This window comes from Campylobacter concisus (genome assembly GCF_015229965.1).
GTDB classification, from domain to species: Bacteria; Campylobacterota; Campylobacteria; order Campylobacterales; family Campylobacteraceae; genus Campylobacter_A; species Campylobacter_A concisus_BD.
Window position 1 is genome coordinate 45,573 of sequence record NZ_JAAKZB010000009.1, and the last position, 15,736, is coordinate 61,308.

The window sequence follows — 15,736 nt, forward strand, 5'->3', positions numbered from 1 at the left end:
GGAGAAAAGATGAAAGCTAAAATTTTATTTCCTCTAGCAGTAGCTACTATGTTTTTGGGATGTTCATTTTTTGATGACAACCCACCAGTCCGCAAGCAACCAAGGCAAGCTACTAAAACTATGCCTGCAAAAAGCTCCATCAAAGGCTTCATAAAAGATGTCAGCTATAAAGATTCGAAATACTGCTACGAGATAGTAGCCAGCGATGTGAAAAATCATAAACTAAACAAAGCAAATTTTTGTGCAAACAGATATTATTACGATAAGGGAGATCTTGTCTATGCGACTTTTTACGCAGATAAGCTCATAGACATGCTTCTTATAAAAGAGGGCGGCTCTAGAGGCGCATATAATGGCATAAGAAAACCACAAAATGAAGTAGTCGTAAAAAGAAAAAATATAAAAACGAATATCGATGTGCCAAAAGAGGAGAAAATTTCTTTTTAGATTACCGTTGATTTACTGCTAGCATATATAATTTCATCAGCAATCAAAACTAGAACTCCTTTTAAGGGGCAAAGCAACGGCCCCTTTTTCCTTTTATCCCTTTTTTAAAAGTCTCATTTGTAAAAGTTAAATTATCAAAATATACCTCTTTTTGGTTAAAATCGGTAAACGATCGGTAACAAAAATGCAAAATTTTATGATTTTTTAAGCTTCATCTTAAAATTTATTGATTATAATCGTCGACACAAAAACCTTAAAAGGAGAAAAAATGAAACTAACAAAAATTAGTTTAGCCGCTTTGGTTGCTTTAGGCGCATTCTCAAGTGTAGCAAGTGCTACTCCACTTGAAGAAGCTATAAAAAATGTTGATCTTTCTGGTATGGCAAGATACAGATATACTCATGTACATGATTATGACAAAACACAAAAAAATGTTAAAAAATCAAATGAGGCTGGCCATAACTTTAAAATGATCACAAATTTTAAAGCTGCTATCGATGATAACTTCTTTGGCGTTGTTGGTTTAAGATACAATGCTACTGATGGCTCAGGTGATAATGCTGGTGCTGGTACAGATAAAACAAACACAACTGGAACTTTTGGTGTTCACCAATTCTATCTTGGCTATAAGATCGGCGGTACTACTATAACAGCTGGTAAACAAACTATTGACTCATACTTTACTGATGACGCAATCGGTACTGGCGTAAGAGTAGTAAATGAAGATATTGAAGGTCTTACTCTAACAGCTTTAGCTTTTGATGCTCTTGAAGGCAATGGCGAGAGCGATGGCAAATTATATGATGCAGCTGTAACTAATAAATTAGATAGATATGATGTTGGTAACTTATATGCAGCTGGTATTGCTGGTTCATTTAATCCAGTTAGCTTCCAACTATGGTACGGTACATTAACTAATCTAGCTGATGTACTTGCAGCTGATGTTTCAGCTAAATTCGACATCACTAATGACTTTGCCCTAGGTGCAAGACTTAACTATGCAAATAGCACAGCTGATAAAGAAGCTAAAAACATCCTTGGATACAATGATGGTAACTTCTATGCTGGCGAACTTTCAACTTCACTATTTGGTTTTGACCTAGCTGCTGGTTATATCGGCTGGAAAGCTCAAGATAAAGGTATATCAGCATTTACATTTGAAGATCAAGGTAGCCTAATAACTGCTGGTGAAGATGTATTTGACTGGACATATGCAGAGGGTAAAGGTAACTTCTTCTATGCAACAAGTGCATATACATTTGATAAATTCAAAGTTGGTTTAGATTATGTTAAAGGTACTCAAAAAACTTCAGCTGGTGCTGGTAACCCAGATGTAAAAGATAAAGTTGAAGAATTTGTTCCAAGATTTGCTTACCAATACAACAAAAAGCTAACATTTAGCTCATTCTACTCTTTCCAAACTCACAAACTACCTAATGATGTGAAGACAAAAGAAGACAAATTTAGATTTGAAGCTAAATACTCATTCTAATTCATAGCTCGTTAATCAACTTATGATATAATCCCGGGTCGGAGCAATCTGATCCGGGATTTTTAAATTTAGAGCAAAATTTCAAGGAAACTCATGAAAAATATCAAAATTTCTTTTTTGGCGTGTTTTTTGGTGGCAAATGCCTTTGCAGCTTCTCAGGTTTATTATATAGAAGCTCGTGGCGAGTTTGGTAAAGAGCTTGCCGAAATGGCAAAAAAGCAGGCTAATGACAGAAATGAAAAAGTAAATGTCTATGTCGATGAAGATCCAAGGCGCTATAAAGACAATAGAATTTTAAAATTTGGCGTTGATAGAAAAGGTAGATATAGTGTCTCTTTAGGAAAAGAGCTTTATGATAAACAATGCGCTAGCTGCCATGGTGAAAGCGCAGACAAAAGACCATTTGGCTCAACACCACTTAAAAACATGGATGCTAAAGATATAGAAGATAGCATCATCTCTTATAGAAGCGACTCAAGCTTTGGTGGTAGCGGTAAAAACGTGATGCAAAACCAAGCTAAGATCGTCTCAAACAATGATCTAGGTGCAATACTTGCTTATCTAAAAGGTAAAGATGCACTTGCAGATCAAGATACAAACGAAAATAAACCAGTTTCAACCGAAACAAAGCAAGGCAGTTATTTAAGATAAATTTCACTTCGGTAGCTTTGCCACAATATAAATAAAAGGAAGCAGATGTTAAATCCAAAAACATTATTTTTAAGTATGGGCTCAGCTATCGTTTTGATGATAATCTTTGCCGTAGCTAGTGGAGCCGCCACAATAATAGAGAGCAAAACCAGCACTGAAGCAGCTTGGTACTATGTTTATGGCGCTGGCTGGTTTGCGCTTATCCAACTACTGCTCGGTATAAATTTAGCCTTCAATATCTTTAGATACAACCTAATCGATCCTAAAAAACTCCCATCTCTCATCTTTCACTTAGGTTTTATCGTCATCTTAATCGGTGCTGGCATCACAAGATACCTTGGTTTTGAAGCTGATATGCATATACGTGAAAACACCGCTTCAAACGTTGTTAGTACGAAGGTTTCATATATAAATTTAACAGCGCTTAACGACAAAGGCGAGGAGATCAGCTCGGCTATGCCTTTGGGACTTGCTGATGTGAAGAAGGGCTTTGATCTAAAGCTAAAAACAGCAGATGGCGAGGCTAGTTTAAAATTTAAAGAATTTGTGCCAAATGCAAGCTATAAATTTGTAAATGATGATAGCGGGAAGCCTGTCGTTGAATTTGTAGTATCAAACGAGAGCGAAAGCGAAGAGATATTTTTACTTGAAGAAGAAGAGGCAAGGGTTGGAGATATCAGCTTTATCTTTAATGCCAAACCAGATGAAAATAAAAAATACGTTCTTTTTAGACTAAATGATGGAAATTTCACAGTTACTTCAAATGCTGATCTTTCAAAATTTACTATGGCGGATAGCTCAAAAACTGAGCTAAAAGCTGGCAGTGTGAATGAATTTGGCACAGGTAGCTTATATACTATCTCAAATATAAATTTCGCCCCAAGACTAGTCTCAGCGCACGCTTCAAGAAAGCTAGTCAGCTCAAAGGATAGCGAGTTTAATGCGTTGATAGCTGAGCTAAACTACAAAGGTGAGAGTAAAGAGATGCATGTATTTTACAACCTAATGGAGCCTTCACGTATCGCCGTGGCTGGACAGAAATTTAACGCCTCATGGGGAGCTCAGCAGATAAAACTCCCATTTAGCCTCTACCTAAAGGACTTTGAGCTAAAAAGATATCCTGGCTCAAATTCGCCTATGAGCTACTCAAGCGAGGTTGTGGTAAAAGATGGCACAAATGATCCGGGGTTTGATTATAGAATTTATATGAACCACGTGCTTGATTATGATGGATATAGATTTTTCCAAAGCTCATACGATACTGACGAGAAAGGCACGATCCTCTCTGTCAATAAGGACCCAGGCAAGATCCCGACATATATCGGCTACTTTTTGCTAGGTCTTGGCTTCTTGTTAAATGTCATAAATCCTAACAGCCGCTTTAGAAAGCTAGCCAAACTAATAGATAATGAATCAACAAAAAGTGGCAAAAAAGTAGCTACTCTCATAGCGGTCTTGCTTTTAGGCTTAAATTTTGGCTCGCTAAAGGCGGAGGATTTCTTGCCGCATATCAGCAAAGAGCATGCAGACAAGCTTGCTAGGCTTATCGTGCAAAGTCCAGATGGTAGGATGAAGCCATTTGATACGCTTAGTAAAGAGGTTTTAAACAAAATCCACAGAGGCGAGAGCATAGGTAGTCTAAATTCAAATCAAGCGATGCTTTCTATAATGGTAACACCTGATTTTTGGCGAAATGAGAAGATCATCGCGCTTGGTCAAAGCAAGGAGCTAAAAAAAGAGCTAGGCGTCGATGAGAATGCAAGATACGCAAGCTTTGATGAATTTTTTAAAGCGACAAAAGATGGTGGAAGCGAATATAAACTAACAAAATTTGCCGAGATAGCAAACCGCAAACACCCAGGCTCACGCAATACATTTGACAAAGATGTGATAAAGATCGATGAGAGACTAAATGTATTTTATATGATATTTATCGGTGAAATTTTCAAAATTTTCCCAAAACAAGATGATCCATCAAATTCTTGGTATTCGCCTGCTAGCGCGATGATGTACTTCTCGCCAAAAGAGGCTGAGCTAGTCGTTGGCATGATGAGAGAGTATTTCTCAGCTGTTGATGCAGCCTCAAAGGATAATGACTGGAGCAAGGCGGATGCGGCGCTTGAGAAAATTTCAGCCTATCAGCACAAATACGGCGCTGCTGTCATGCCAAGTGAGAAAAAGATAGATATAGAAATTTTATTTAATAAATTTCAAGTATTTGACCGCTTGACACCGATATATCTTTTGGCTGGACTTGCACTTTTACTATTTGTTTTTGTCAAGATGCTAGCACCAAAAGTGCAGATAAATGGCATAGTTAAAGCTGTATATATTATAAATTTACTAGCCTTTCTTGCGCACACAGCTGGCCTTGGGCTTCGCTGGTACATCGCTGAGCACGCCCCTTGGAGTAACGCCTACGAGTCGATGGTCTATATCGCTTGGGCGCTTGGTCTATCTGGCATCATCTTTGCAAAACGCAGTCCGATCGCACTTGCACTTACATCTATATTAGCTGGCGTTACGCTGTTTGTTGCGCACCTTAGCTGGATGGATCCGCAGATCACGACGCTTGTGCCTGTGCTTCAGAGCTACTGGCTAACTATCCACGTCTCTATCATAACTGCAAGTTACGGATTTTTAGGCCTTTGTGCGTTGCTTGGTGGATTTACTTTGCTGCTTATCATCTTGCAAAACAAGAAAAAGCCAAATGCAGAGATCGCACGCAATATCACTGAAGCGACACGTATAAATGAGATGGCGATGATACTTGGCCTTAGCTTACTTACGCTTGGAAACTTTTTGGGTGGCGTCTGGGCAAATGAGAGCTGGGGTAGATACTGGGGCTGGGATAGCAAGGAGACTTGGGCGCTAGTTTCGATCCTTGTCTATGCGGCGGTGCTTCACATGAGATTTATACCAAGACTAAATAACCAGTACGCGTTTGCTGTGGCTTCGTTTTTCGCATATTGGGCGATCATAATGACCTATTTTGGGGTAAATTTCTATCTAGCTGGCATGCACTCTTACGCAGCTGGAGATCCGCTTCCAGTGCCTGATTTCGTCTGGATAAGCATCGCCATTATGATAGCGATGAGCGTTCTTGCATTTATGAAACGCTCTCTTTGCACAAGGCTATAGATGCTTCTTAAAGGCTTGATAGTCTTTTTTGTCTTTTTGCTTATAGTGGCCATTTGCGCGCTAGTCTATCTTTTGCTAAAAAACAAAGATCATCAAGCCTTGGCAAGAGGGCTAGAGCCTGAGAGTGAAGAAGAGATCACGATCGAAAAGCTTGAAGAACTTGCTGGTGATAAAACTCTAAGCAAAAACGAGCTTTTCGAGCTTATACAAATTTTTGGAGAGAAATTTATAATACCAGCGAAAAAAAATCAGATCGCTCCAAAAGAAGCTAGCCACTACATAAATTTTATAATTCTAATCTGCTCTCATCAAAATGCCGATGCAAAGCTTATTAGCTTTTTAGACAAAGAGGCTAAAAAGAAAAATCCAAGCTATGTTGCAGAGATAGAAGAGAGTGAAAAGATCGGCATCGAAAACCGCAAAAATCGTAGGTAAATTTAGCTCTATTTTTAAATTTAAGAGCACAAAATATCGTTAGCAAAACTCAAATTTACAAAGTAAAATAGGAGCGCAACTTGGACATCAATGATCTCTATTCTAGTTTGGTATTTGCGCCGATAGTGCTAGCTATTTTGTTGATGATCTTTGCTGGCAGGCGAAATATCAAAGTCTATGTGAGTAAATTTGACCTAGTTGGACTGCATCTTATTTTTCCGCTTGTAATATTTCCCACCTTTGTGGCTATCTTTTGTGAGGTATGCGAGTATTTTGACGTTTCAAACGATGATGGGCTAACTTATATTTTTTACACTATACTTTTTATAATAGCCATTTACGCCATTTTTGGTTTTTATGTTTGCATTAAATACAATCACGGCTTCTTAAACTGCTTTTGGGCGCTTCTTTTAAGATTTAACTTCATGACCACGCTTGTTTATTCGCTATTTTTAGGTGGCAAAGGACGTGACAAAAATGGCAATGAGATAACCCCTGAAAATGCAAAAAATTTAAGCCTTTTTGGAAAGCTTAGATTTTCGCTTTATAATATGATCGTCTTTAGAAAAAATTATGACAAAGATAAAGTTGCAGGCAGGGATGAGGAAAAATCTAGCGACAAAGTTTTAATCTCAAAAGAAGAGTGGGATGAATTTTTAAAATGGGAAAATAGTAGAGAGAGTTAAATTTAAAAAAGAGCCAGCAAGATAGCTAGCTCAGCTTACGGCAAAACTACGCCAAATTTCATAGCGACGCCATATATCATCGCGCTAATAATGCCAGCGAAAAATCCAGCAACCATATCATCGCCCATGACGCCAAGTCCGCCCTTTACGTTGCGGTCGATCCTGCCAATGATCGATGGTTTTTTGATATCAAGCACTCTAAAAAGCACGAGTGAGAGAACTAGCTGTGAGATCGTCGCTCCGCTAATGGCGATAGCAAGCCAAACGCCAGCAACTTCGTCGATCACGATAAAGCTCTCGTCGTGTGAATTTACCTTTTTTTCAAAATCATCAATGACGCTGATGCTCACCAAAAATAATAAAATGCTAGCTAGCAAAAGCGTGGTAGATGAGAAAAAATATAACACAAAATAAGCCACCACAGCTCCAGCCACCGAGCCCCAAGTGCCAGGTGCCTTTGGTAAAAGTCCAAATCCAAAAAATGTTAAAAATAGCTTTTGCATAAATTTCCTTAAGTGAGTGATGATGTCTGATAGAGCTTCATGAGCTCTTCGTAAAAGTCGCGGTCGGTCTTGTTTTCAAGCAGTCCAGAATTTACAAAAAGATCATCACAGAGCTTTTGTATATCTTTAAAGCGATTTACATAGAGCTTGCTTAAGATGAGCGCTGAAATTTCAGGTCTAACGAGTATGGCTGGTGGCATGATGCCGTTAAATAGCAGCTCTTTGATCACGTCTGGGTGGTATTTGATCTGGTGGTGCTGTCCGTGCGGGCAGCTCTTGGTGCTAACTAGCGTCTTACACTTGTTGCAATAAACCAGCTCAGGCAGGACGATCACGTCTAAATTTAGGTCGTTTTTGTAGATATCAAGTATCGTATGAACTTCGTTGTGGTCAAAAAACATGCCGATACCAGAGTGGTTTTGTCCGATGACTAGCTTGTTTGCGCCAAGTCTTGAGGCTGCGATGCACTCAAGCGTTGGGTTGGCGTGCGAGCTAAAAAGGGTTGTGTTTTTTAGCGCAAAGACAAATACCTTTTTTGTTGGCAGATAGTTTTGGTTAAAAAAGTCAAGCACCTGCTTTCTTATCTCGTAATCAATATGCCTCTCTTCGCGCGTTCTGATGAGAAAAACAACCACGAGATCGGCCTTGTCGATGGTCATCCTAACTAGGCGTTCATGCGCGCGGTTAAATGGATCAGCCGTTAAAAAGACAGCCGTTATTTTCTTGGCGCCACTCTCTTTTATCAGCTCATTTAGCGCATCTTTGCTTATTTGTAGGCTCTCATCATATAGCTCAAACTCGCCGCTTATGCCGTATTTGCCTAAATTTAGTGACATTTCGCTGTTTGATTCATTTGCTAAAAATATATTTTTAGCTCGCATGCTCTCGTCAAATTTAAAGACCTTTGCCACGTCGATGTGCCCAACGATCTTGCCGTCCATATTTAAATTTACTCTTTGTCCAGCATGCAGCTTGCTAGCGATATTTTGATTGACCTCGCCAAATGGAGCAAAGCCAAAAGAGTAGGGCATCGGCTCGCCGTTAAAGTAGCCCTTTTTTGCCACCTCTTTGATCTGCTCGTCGTCCATCAGGGCGCTAAAATTTGAGAGAATTTTGTTTTTGATAAGCTCTAAGGCGCCATAAACTTCGGTGTTTATAGAAATTTCACTATTTTTTCTTGCTGACGTCATATTTCTTTCTCTTTTCCCAAAGTGATTTTCTAGAAATTCCAAGCTTTTTGCTAAGCTCGGTGTCGGGGAATTTATCTTGATAATTAACTATGATATATTTTATATATTCATCGATCGTGACGATCTCGCCGATGTCAAAGTTTTTATCTCTAACCGAGAGTTCAAGCTCCTCAAATGGCGCACTTTGCGCAAAATCACTAGTTTGTATAGCCACTTTTTTCTTTTTGCAAAGCTCTAAAATTTTCTCTTTTTCATCCTCTTTTAGCTCTTCAAGATTTGTGATGTATATTAGCTCGTCGCCACTTTGAGCAAGTGCTTTTTCAAGCTCGCTAAAACAGGCTTTGCCTAAAAACAAAAATGGCAAATTCCCAGCCTTTGCGTAGTTAAAGATAAATTTATCGCTATAGCCATTTTTGCTTGATTTTAAAAGAAGTGGAAATTTGATCTTTTTGGCTTCAAAACAAGGTATCTCGTAGTCTTTTAGAGCGAAATTTATATAGTTTTCGTAGTTTTTTATCTCGTTTTTAAAGCCTCTAAACTCTTCAAAATGTCTTATCTTTCTAACAAGCTCTTCTATCATAAATGGCTTTTGGATGTAATCCACCGCGCCCGCTTGTATCGGCTTTAGCACGGTGTCGCTGTTGATGTAGGCGATGAGTAAGATGATGATAGAGCTTTTAAATTTCTCTATGACTGGGTAGAAGTCCTGCCCAGGAAGTGTGGTAGAAAGTAACACTACGTCAAAATTTTCAAATTTCAAAGCCTCTTTGACGCTCTTTGCGATCTCGCAGTCGTAGCCAAAGTCAGCTAGTTTGCTAGCCATCGAGCCAGCTAGGTAAATTTCGTTTTCTACTATTAAAATTTTCATATTTGTGTCCAGTTGTAAAATTTAAGGCTCGCACTTGCCATGACAGCGATCCCTTCGCATCTGCCCACAAAGCCAAGTCCCTCAGTCGTCGTCGCCTTTACATTTATGCGGCTTTGGCTTAAATTTAGAGCCTGCGCGATGTTTGCCTCCATTTTTGATTTTAGCTTTGAAAGTTTTGGCTTTTGCGCCATTATCGTGATATCAGCGTTTGTTAGCACAAAGCCCACGCTTTGCACCCTTTTATAAGCTTCTTGCAGCAAATAAATGGAGCTAATATCTTTAAATTTAGCGTCCGTATCAGGGAAAAGTTCGCCTATGTCGCCAAGCCCAGCAGCTCCCAAGATAGCGTCTGTTAGCGCATGAAGTGCCACATCGCCGTCGCTGTGAGCCTTTAGCCCAAACTCATAGTCGATCTTTTCGCCACAAAGCACAAGCGGACGGCCCTTTTCAAACTCATGCACGTCAAAACCATTACCTATAAAGAGCTCGTTTTCTGGTGCTTTTAGGGCTGAAATTTTGGCAAGATCCTCTTTAAAAGTGATCTTTCTAGCCATCTCATCGCCCAAAATGTGCCAAACGCTTGCGCCAATGGCTCTCATAGCCGAGCTATCATCTGTGTAAATTTCGCCGCTACTAAGAGCCTTTTTAAGAAGTGCTGTGCGCGAGAGCTGCGGTGTTTGGATAAGTTTTACCTTTTCTCTGTCTATTGCGTTTTCGCCAAGATAGGCAGTGTCAGCGATCTTTAGCGCAGGCACCACGCAGTCAGCCTGAGCGGCCGCCTCGATGATCTTGTGAAAGAGCTCGCTTGATATGCAAGGGCGCGCGATGTCGCTAACTAGGACAAATTCGCTATTTACTAGCTCAAGTGCGTTTTTTAGGCTATCTTGTCTTGTCTCGCCGCCATCAACAAATTTATAATTTGGAGCAAATTTAGACATATATTTGCACTCTTTACTAACGACGATGATCTCTTTAAATGTGTAAAAGTTACTCAAATTTTTAGTGGCAAATAGCCAAAGTGGGTCACTGCCGATGCGAAGCCATTGCTTCTTTACAGGTAGCTCAAAACGGCTAGAATTTCCGGCTCCTAGCATTATAAGTGAGATATCAAGCAAGGTAGCTCCTTTGAAGATTGTTACGGAATTATACATTCTAAAACTTGAAAAAATCTTTTTAAAAAAGAGTAGAAATTTAGATTTATTTAGTTAGTTCAAATATAAAAAGGACTAAAATTAGCTTTTTTATAAATTTAAAAAGGCTACTTATGAGAGATAAGACGCAGATGTACTATGCTAGGCGTGGCGAGCTCACAAAGCAGATGAGCTATGTGGCAAAAGTCGAGGGAGTGAGCGAAAATTTAGTGATGGATGAGGTGGCAAAAGGCAGCATCATCATCCCAGCAAATGTAAATCACACAAATTTAAAGCCAATGGGTATAGGCAGAAAGCTAAAGACAAAGGTCAATGCAAATATCGGCAACTCAAGCCTAAGTAGTGACATTTGCGCGGAGCTTAGAAAGCTTGAAATTTGCTTAGAATTTGGCGCTGATACGGTTATGGACCTAAGCACGGATGGCGATTTAGACGCCATTAGAAGTGCTATAATAGAGCATTCAAGCGTGCCAGTTGGAACGGTGCCTATGTATGAAATTTTAAAAGAGGCAAAAGAGGTTACAAATATCACAAATGAGCTAATTTTAAGCGTGCTAGAGAAGCAAGCAAGGCAAGGGGTTAGTTACTTTACGATACACGCTGGCTTTTTGCGTGAGTTTTTGCCGCTTGTTAAAAAGCGTAAAATGGGCATAGTTAGCCGTGGTGGTAGCTTGAGCGCGAGCTATATGTCAAAGCTAAATAGGCAAAATCCATTTTATGAAATTTTTGATCAAATTTTAGAAATTTGCGCAAAATACGACGTCTCGCTCTCGCTTGGCGACGGACTTCGCCCAGGTTGCCTTTATGACGCGACAGACGAGGCACAGCTTAGCGAGCTAAAGGTGCTTGGAGAGCTTACGCTTAGGGCGTGGGAAAAAGATGTGCAAGTGATGATAGAGGGCCCTGGTCATGTGCCATTAAGTCAAATTGAGTATAATATGAAAATCGAACAAGAGCTCTGCCATGACGCCCCATTTTACGTGCTTGGACCGCTTGTTAGCGATATCGGCGCAGGGTATGATCACATAACCTCAGCGATAGGTGGTACGATGGCGGCATATCACGGCGCTAGCATGCTTTGCTACGTGACGCAAAAAGAGCACCTTGGCTTGCCAAATGAAAATGACGTAAGAGAGGGGATCGTAGCTCACAAGATAGCAGCTCATGCCGCAGACGTCGCGCTTGGCAAGGCTGGAGCTATCGAAAAAGACCATGCGATGAGTGACGCTAGATATGCATTTGACTGGAACAAGCAGTTTGAGCTTAGCTTTGATCCAAAAAAGGCTAGAGAGCTTCACGATGAGAGCTTGCCAGAAGATGCGTTTAAGAGCGCTCATTTTTGTTCGATGTGCGGACCAAAATTTTGTGCATATAAAATTTCAAAAGATCTAGAAAAAGGAGAAAAATGTTAAATAAAGAAGAGGTCTTAAATAGACTAAAAGGTGTCATATATCCGGGATTTGAGAAGGATATAGTTAGCTTTGGCTTTGTAAAAAACGTGGAGATCGGCGAGAAAATTTTAATAGAAGTCGAGATCGTTAGCTCAAATCCTGATGTGGCAAATGAGCTAAAAACAGACATCAAACGTGTCATGGGCTCAAATGAGTATGTGCTAAATTTGATCCAGCCAAAGATACCTGAGGAGAAAAGTAACACTCAAAGTGGCAAAAATATCGCGCCACAAGTTAAAAATTTCGTAATGGTAAGCTCTGGCAAAGGCGGCGTTGGTAAATCAACCACAACGCTAAATTTAGCCATCTCAATGGCAAAACTAGGCAAAAAAGTGGGAATTTTGGACGCTGATATCTACGGACCAAATATCCCAAGAATGCTTGGCGAAGTAAATACCCAGCCACAAGTCGTTGGCAACAAGCTAAAACCGATACTTAGCCATGGTGTTGAGATGATGAGTATGGGCGTTTTGATGGAGGAGGGCATGAGCCTTATCTGGCGTGGCTCGATGATCATGAAAGCGATCGAGCAGCTGCTAAGGGACGTGCTTTGGAGCGAGCTTGATGTATTGTTTCTTGACATGCCTCCAGGAACGGGCGATGCGCAGCTAACTCTAGCTCAAAGCGTGCCAGTAACAGCAGGTGTCTGCGTCACAACACCTCAAGTAGTAGCACTTGATGATAGCAAGCGTGCGCTTGATATGTTTGAAAAACTCCACATCCCAATCGCTGGCGTCATCGAAAATATGAGCGGCTTCATCTGCCCAGATAATGGCAAAGAGTATGACATATTTGGCAAAGGCACGACTGAAGAGGTAGCAAAGGCTTACAGCACTCAAATTTTAGCTGAAATTCCTATCGAGCCAGCTGTTAGAGTGGGCGGCGATAGTGGCAAACCAGTTAGCTTTTATGAGCCAAACTCAGTCACTGCAAAACGCTACGAGAGCGCAGCTGCAAGGCTTTGGGAGATAATAGAAAATATAAATAACGGCGGTGGGGCTGATAACTCAGCGATCCAGCCAGTAAATGACGGCAAGAGTGCTTGCTCGAAGTAAATCTACAAAAGATAAAATTTAGAGCAAATTTTAATTAAATTTGGCTACCAAAATTTAGCTTTGCTTGATGCAGGGTTTAAATTTTGGAGCCAAAATGCACTTTATATAATAAATTTAAAATTTAACAGGAGAAAAGATGAAAGCGATCGTAACCGTAGTCGGAAAAGATAGAGTTGGCATCGTTGCTGGCGTCTCAGCAAAGCTTAGCGAGCTAGGGCTAAACATAGATGATATAAGCCAGACTATTTTGAGCGACTTTTTCACGATGATGGCGGTGGTTTCAAGCGATGAAAATAAGGACTTTACAGTCTTAAGAGCGGAGCTAGATAAGCTTGGAGAGAGTCTAAAAGTAAAGATAAATATCCAAAGCTCAGCCATCTTTGATGCGATGCACAAAATTTAAGGACAAAAGATGGATATCAAAAACGTAACCGAAACTATCTCGATGATCGAGGAGCAAAATTTTGACATCAGAACGATCACGATGGGCATTAGTTTGCTTGACTGCATCGACCCTGACATCAATAAAGCCTGCGATAAAATTTACGCAAAAATCACCACTAAAGCCAAAGACCTAGTTAGAGTGGGCAACGAAATTTCTGCCGAGCTAGGCATACCAATCGTCAATAAAAGAGTGAGCGTGACACCTATCTCAATAATCGGCGCCGCAACGGACGCGAGTGACTACGTGATGATCGCAAAGACGCTTGATAGGGCGGCTATTGAAGTTGGTATTGATTTTATAGGTGGTTTTTCGGCTCTAGTGCAAAAGGGCTATCAAAAGGGCGATGAAATTTTGATAAATTCTATCCCGCAAGCACTAGCACAAACCGCAAAAGTGTGCTCAAGCGTCAATGTCGGCTCAACAAAAAGTGGCATAAATATGAGCGCGGTGCGTGACATGGGGCGCATCATAAAAGAGACGGCGGCAGCTTCAGAGATGGGCTGTGCAAAGCTCGTTGTCTTTGCAAATGCAGTCGAGGATAATCCTTTCATGGCCGGTGCATTTCACGGCGTGGGCGAGGCTGACGTGGTGATAAATGTCGGCGTTTCAGGCCCAGGCGTCGTAAAAAGAGCGCTTGAAAAGGTGCGTGGCGAGAGCTTTGACGTGGTGGCTGAGACTGTGAAAAAGACGGCGTTTAAGATCACTCGTATCGGTCAGCTCGTTGGTCAAATGGCGAGTGAGCGCCTTGGGGTTAAATTTGGTATCGTCGATCTCTCTCTTGCTCCGACACCAGCTGTGGGAGACTCGGTGGCTCGTGTGCTTGAGGAGATGGGGCTTGAGGCTGTCGGTACGCATGGCACGACTGCGGCACTAGCTCTGCTAAATGACGCGGTCAAAAAAGGTGGCGTCATGGCGTGCAATCAAGTGGGCGGCTTAAGCGGTGCGTTTATCCCAGTCTCAGAAGATGAGGGCATGATAGCTGCGGTGCGCGCGGGATCATTAAATTTAGAAAAGCTTGAAGCGATGACAGCGATATGCTCAGTTGGACTTGATATGATCGCCATACCTGCGGATACGCCAAGCGAGAGTATAGCTGCGATGATCGCTGATGAAGCTGCTATCGGCGTGATAAATCAAAAAACAACGGCCGTTCGTATCATACCTCTTGGACGTGAGGGCGATATGATCGAGTTTGGCGGTCTTTTAGGAAGAGCGCCTGTGATGAAGATAAACAAAGCCTCAAGTGCCGACTTCATCGCTCGTGGCGGACAAATTCCAGCACCTATACATAGTTTTAAAAACTAATCTTCAAAGTCCGCTTTAAATTTGCGGACTTTTTCTTAAATTTATCCTAATCTTTTCAACTGCTTTTAGTTAAAATAACAAAAATTTTAAACCAAGGAGCTAAAATGAAAATTTTATCACTGCTTACAGCGCTAGTTTTTGGAGCGGTATGTGGCTTTGCAAACGATGGCAAAGTAAGAAGTATCGACATCTACGTCACGCCTTACTACTCAGCAAATGCTGGCAAGGTGGAGTATGTCAAGGTCTATGACAAGATAGATGAGCTTTTAAAAAGTGGCAAAACTGATGACTTCAAAAAGGCTGAAAAGATCGTGCAAGACGCCCCACAAATGGTCTCTCCGATAACTCTTTTTGTCCTCTCGGCTCACGCTTATGATCTTGGACTTCGCGACGATGCGGTATTTTGGTTTTATGCGGCAAAAAACCGCGCGATCTTGCTAAGAGGCGTTATAGACATGGAGGGCGAGAAATTTACTGACGTGGTGGCTGCGATAGGGGCGTTTATGAAGCTTGTTGGCGACGTGGTCAATCCTTATGCATTTTGCGATATCAAAAAGCAACAAGAGATCGCTGATAAAGCGCTTGAATGGACTAAGAAAAATGCCTATGAAGCGATGTTTTCGCCAGAATTTAGCTCGCCTCACGAAGATAGAAAAGCAGCCCTTGCAAAAGGCATAGAAAAGCTAGAAGCTCGCAATAAAAAAGAGAAAGATTATTTTTTAGACAAAGACAATCTTGCTAACTTTAAAGCTATGCGCAAGCAAAATGGCACTGATGAGAAATTTTGCTTTTAAATAGCGATATAAATTTGAAAATTTGCTTGTAAATTTAGCTTTTGCTTTATGTCAAAATGGCAAATTTACAAGCTATCTCTATTTTAGCTCACTACAAATTTACTTAAATTCCACTCTTTTAT

General features: G+C 40.8%; 15 protein-coding genes. 11 read left to right on the forward strand and 4 right to left on the reverse strand.

Annotation, left to right across the window (positions count from 1 at the left end; translation table 11 throughout):
- The first annotated feature begins 9 nt into the window (after positions 1 to 9).
- From G6W43_RS05435 to G6W43_RS05460, 6 genes are all read left to right on the forward strand, one after another.
- Positions 10 to 447, forward strand: coding sequence for a hypothetical protein (locus G6W43_RS05435; RefSeq protein ID WP_103574037.1), 438 nt, complete (start codon positions 10 to 12; stop codon positions 445 to 447).
- Positions 448 to 715: 268 nt separating this feature from the next.
- The gene (locus G6W43_RS05440) at positions 716 to 1,939 is read left to right on the forward strand and encodes an OprD family outer membrane porin (protein WP_103613939.1); all 1,224 of its coding nucleotides are present in this window, start codon (positions 716 to 718) and stop codon (positions 1,937 to 1,939) included.
- A 93-nt stretch (positions 1,940 to 2,032) separates the two neighbouring features.
- The gene (locus G6W43_RS05445) at positions 2,033 to 2,590 is read left to right on the forward strand and encodes a c-type cytochrome (RefSeq protein WP_103608319.1); all 558 of its coding nucleotides are present in this window, start codon (positions 2,033 to 2,035) and stop codon (positions 2,588 to 2,590) included.
- A 45-nt stretch (positions 2,591 to 2,635) separates the two neighbouring features.
- Entirely contained in the window at positions 2,636 to 5,731 is a 3,096-nt protein-coding gene (gene ccsA / locus G6W43_RS05450; RefSeq protein ID WP_194169319.1) for a cytochrome c biogenesis protein CcsA, read from the forward strand.
- Positions 5,732 to 6,166: a fatty-acid--CoA ligase gene (locus G6W43_RS05455; RefSeq protein ID WP_103608317.1), complete on the forward strand. Its 435-nt coding sequence runs from the start codon at positions 5,732 to 5,734 to the stop codon at positions 6,164 to 6,166.
- 80 nt (positions 6,167 to 6,246) lie between these two features.
- A complete protein-coding gene (locus G6W43_RS05460; protein ID WP_103608316.1) occupies positions 6,247 to 6,852 on the forward strand; it encodes a hypothetical protein in 606 nt (201 codons plus the stop codon).
- Between the two features lie 35 nt (positions 6,853 to 6,887).
- Here G6W43_RS05460 and G6W43_RS05465 read toward each other — a convergent pair whose 3' ends face one another.
- Genes G6W43_RS05465 through G6W43_RS05480 form a run of 4 tightly spaced genes read right to left on the reverse strand, consistent with a single transcriptional unit; the run spans position 6,888 to position 10,528 of the window.
- Positions 6,888 to 7,355 carry a phosphatidylglycerophosphatase A family protein gene (locus G6W43_RS05465; protein ID WP_103601499.1) on the reverse strand — a complete coding sequence of 156 codons (468 nt, stop codon included), beginning with the start codon at positions 7,353 to 7,355 and terminating at the stop codon, positions 6,888 to 6,890.
- Positions 7,356 to 7,363: 8 nt separating this feature from the next.
- Entirely contained in the window at positions 7,364 to 8,545 is a 1,182-nt protein-coding gene (locus tag G6W43_RS05470; protein ID WP_103596762.1) for a sulfate adenylyltransferase, read from the reverse strand.
- Positions 8,523 to 9,413: a response regulator gene (locus G6W43_RS05475; RefSeq protein ID WP_148819486.1), complete on the reverse strand. Its 891-nt coding sequence runs from the start codon at positions 9,411 to 9,413 to the stop codon at positions 8,523 to 8,525. The genes G6W43_RS05470 and G6W43_RS05475 overlap by 23 nt, the downstream gene beginning before the upstream one ends.
- Positions 9,410 to 10,528, reverse strand: coding sequence for a bifunctional 2-C-methyl-D-erythritol 4-phosphate cytidylyltransferase/2-C-methyl-D-erythritol 2,4-cyclodiphosphate synthase (locus tag G6W43_RS05480; RefSeq protein ID WP_107944808.1), 1,119 nt, complete (start codon positions 10,526 to 10,528; stop codon positions 9,410 to 9,412). The genes G6W43_RS05475 and G6W43_RS05480 overlap by 4 nt, the downstream gene beginning before the upstream one ends.
- 149 nt (positions 10,529 to 10,677) lie before the next feature.
- Between G6W43_RS05480 and thiC the strand changes: the two genes are divergently transcribed.
- The 5 genes from thiC to G6W43_RS05505 all read left to right on the forward strand — a co-directional run bounded on the left by thiC (position 10,678) and on the right by G6W43_RS05505 (position 15,614).
- Entirely contained in the window at positions 10,678 to 11,976 is a 1,299-nt protein-coding gene (gene thiC, locus G6W43_RS05485) for a phosphomethylpyrimidine synthase ThiC (RefSeq protein ID WP_194169321.1), read from the forward strand.
- Positions 11,970 to 13,070, forward strand: a complete 1,101-nt coding sequence (locus tag G6W43_RS05490) for an Mrp/NBP35 family ATP-binding protein (RefSeq protein ID WP_149712148.1) — start codon at positions 11,970 to 11,972, stop codon at positions 13,068 to 13,070. The genes thiC and G6W43_RS05490 overlap by 7 nt, the downstream gene beginning before the upstream one ends.
- Before the next feature lie 136 nt (positions 13,071 to 13,206).
- Positions 13,207 to 13,473 (forward strand): ACT domain-containing protein, encoded by a 267-nt coding sequence (locus G6W43_RS05495; protein ID WP_103569347.1) that lies wholly within the window; start codon positions 13,207 to 13,209, stop codon positions 13,471 to 13,473.
- Positions 13,474 to 13,482: 9 nt separating this feature from the next.
- Entirely contained in the window at positions 13,483 to 14,820 is a 1,338-nt protein-coding gene (locus G6W43_RS05500; protein WP_148789386.1) for a PFL family protein, read from the forward strand.
- Positions 14,821 to 14,924: 104 nt separating this feature from the next.
- Complete coding sequence (locus G6W43_RS05505; protein WP_103617967.1) at positions 14,925 to 15,614, forward strand: cytochrome-c oxidase; 690 nt, start codon at positions 14,925 to 14,927, stop codon at positions 15,612 to 15,614.
- Positions 15,615 to 15,736: the final 122 nt, after the last annotated feature.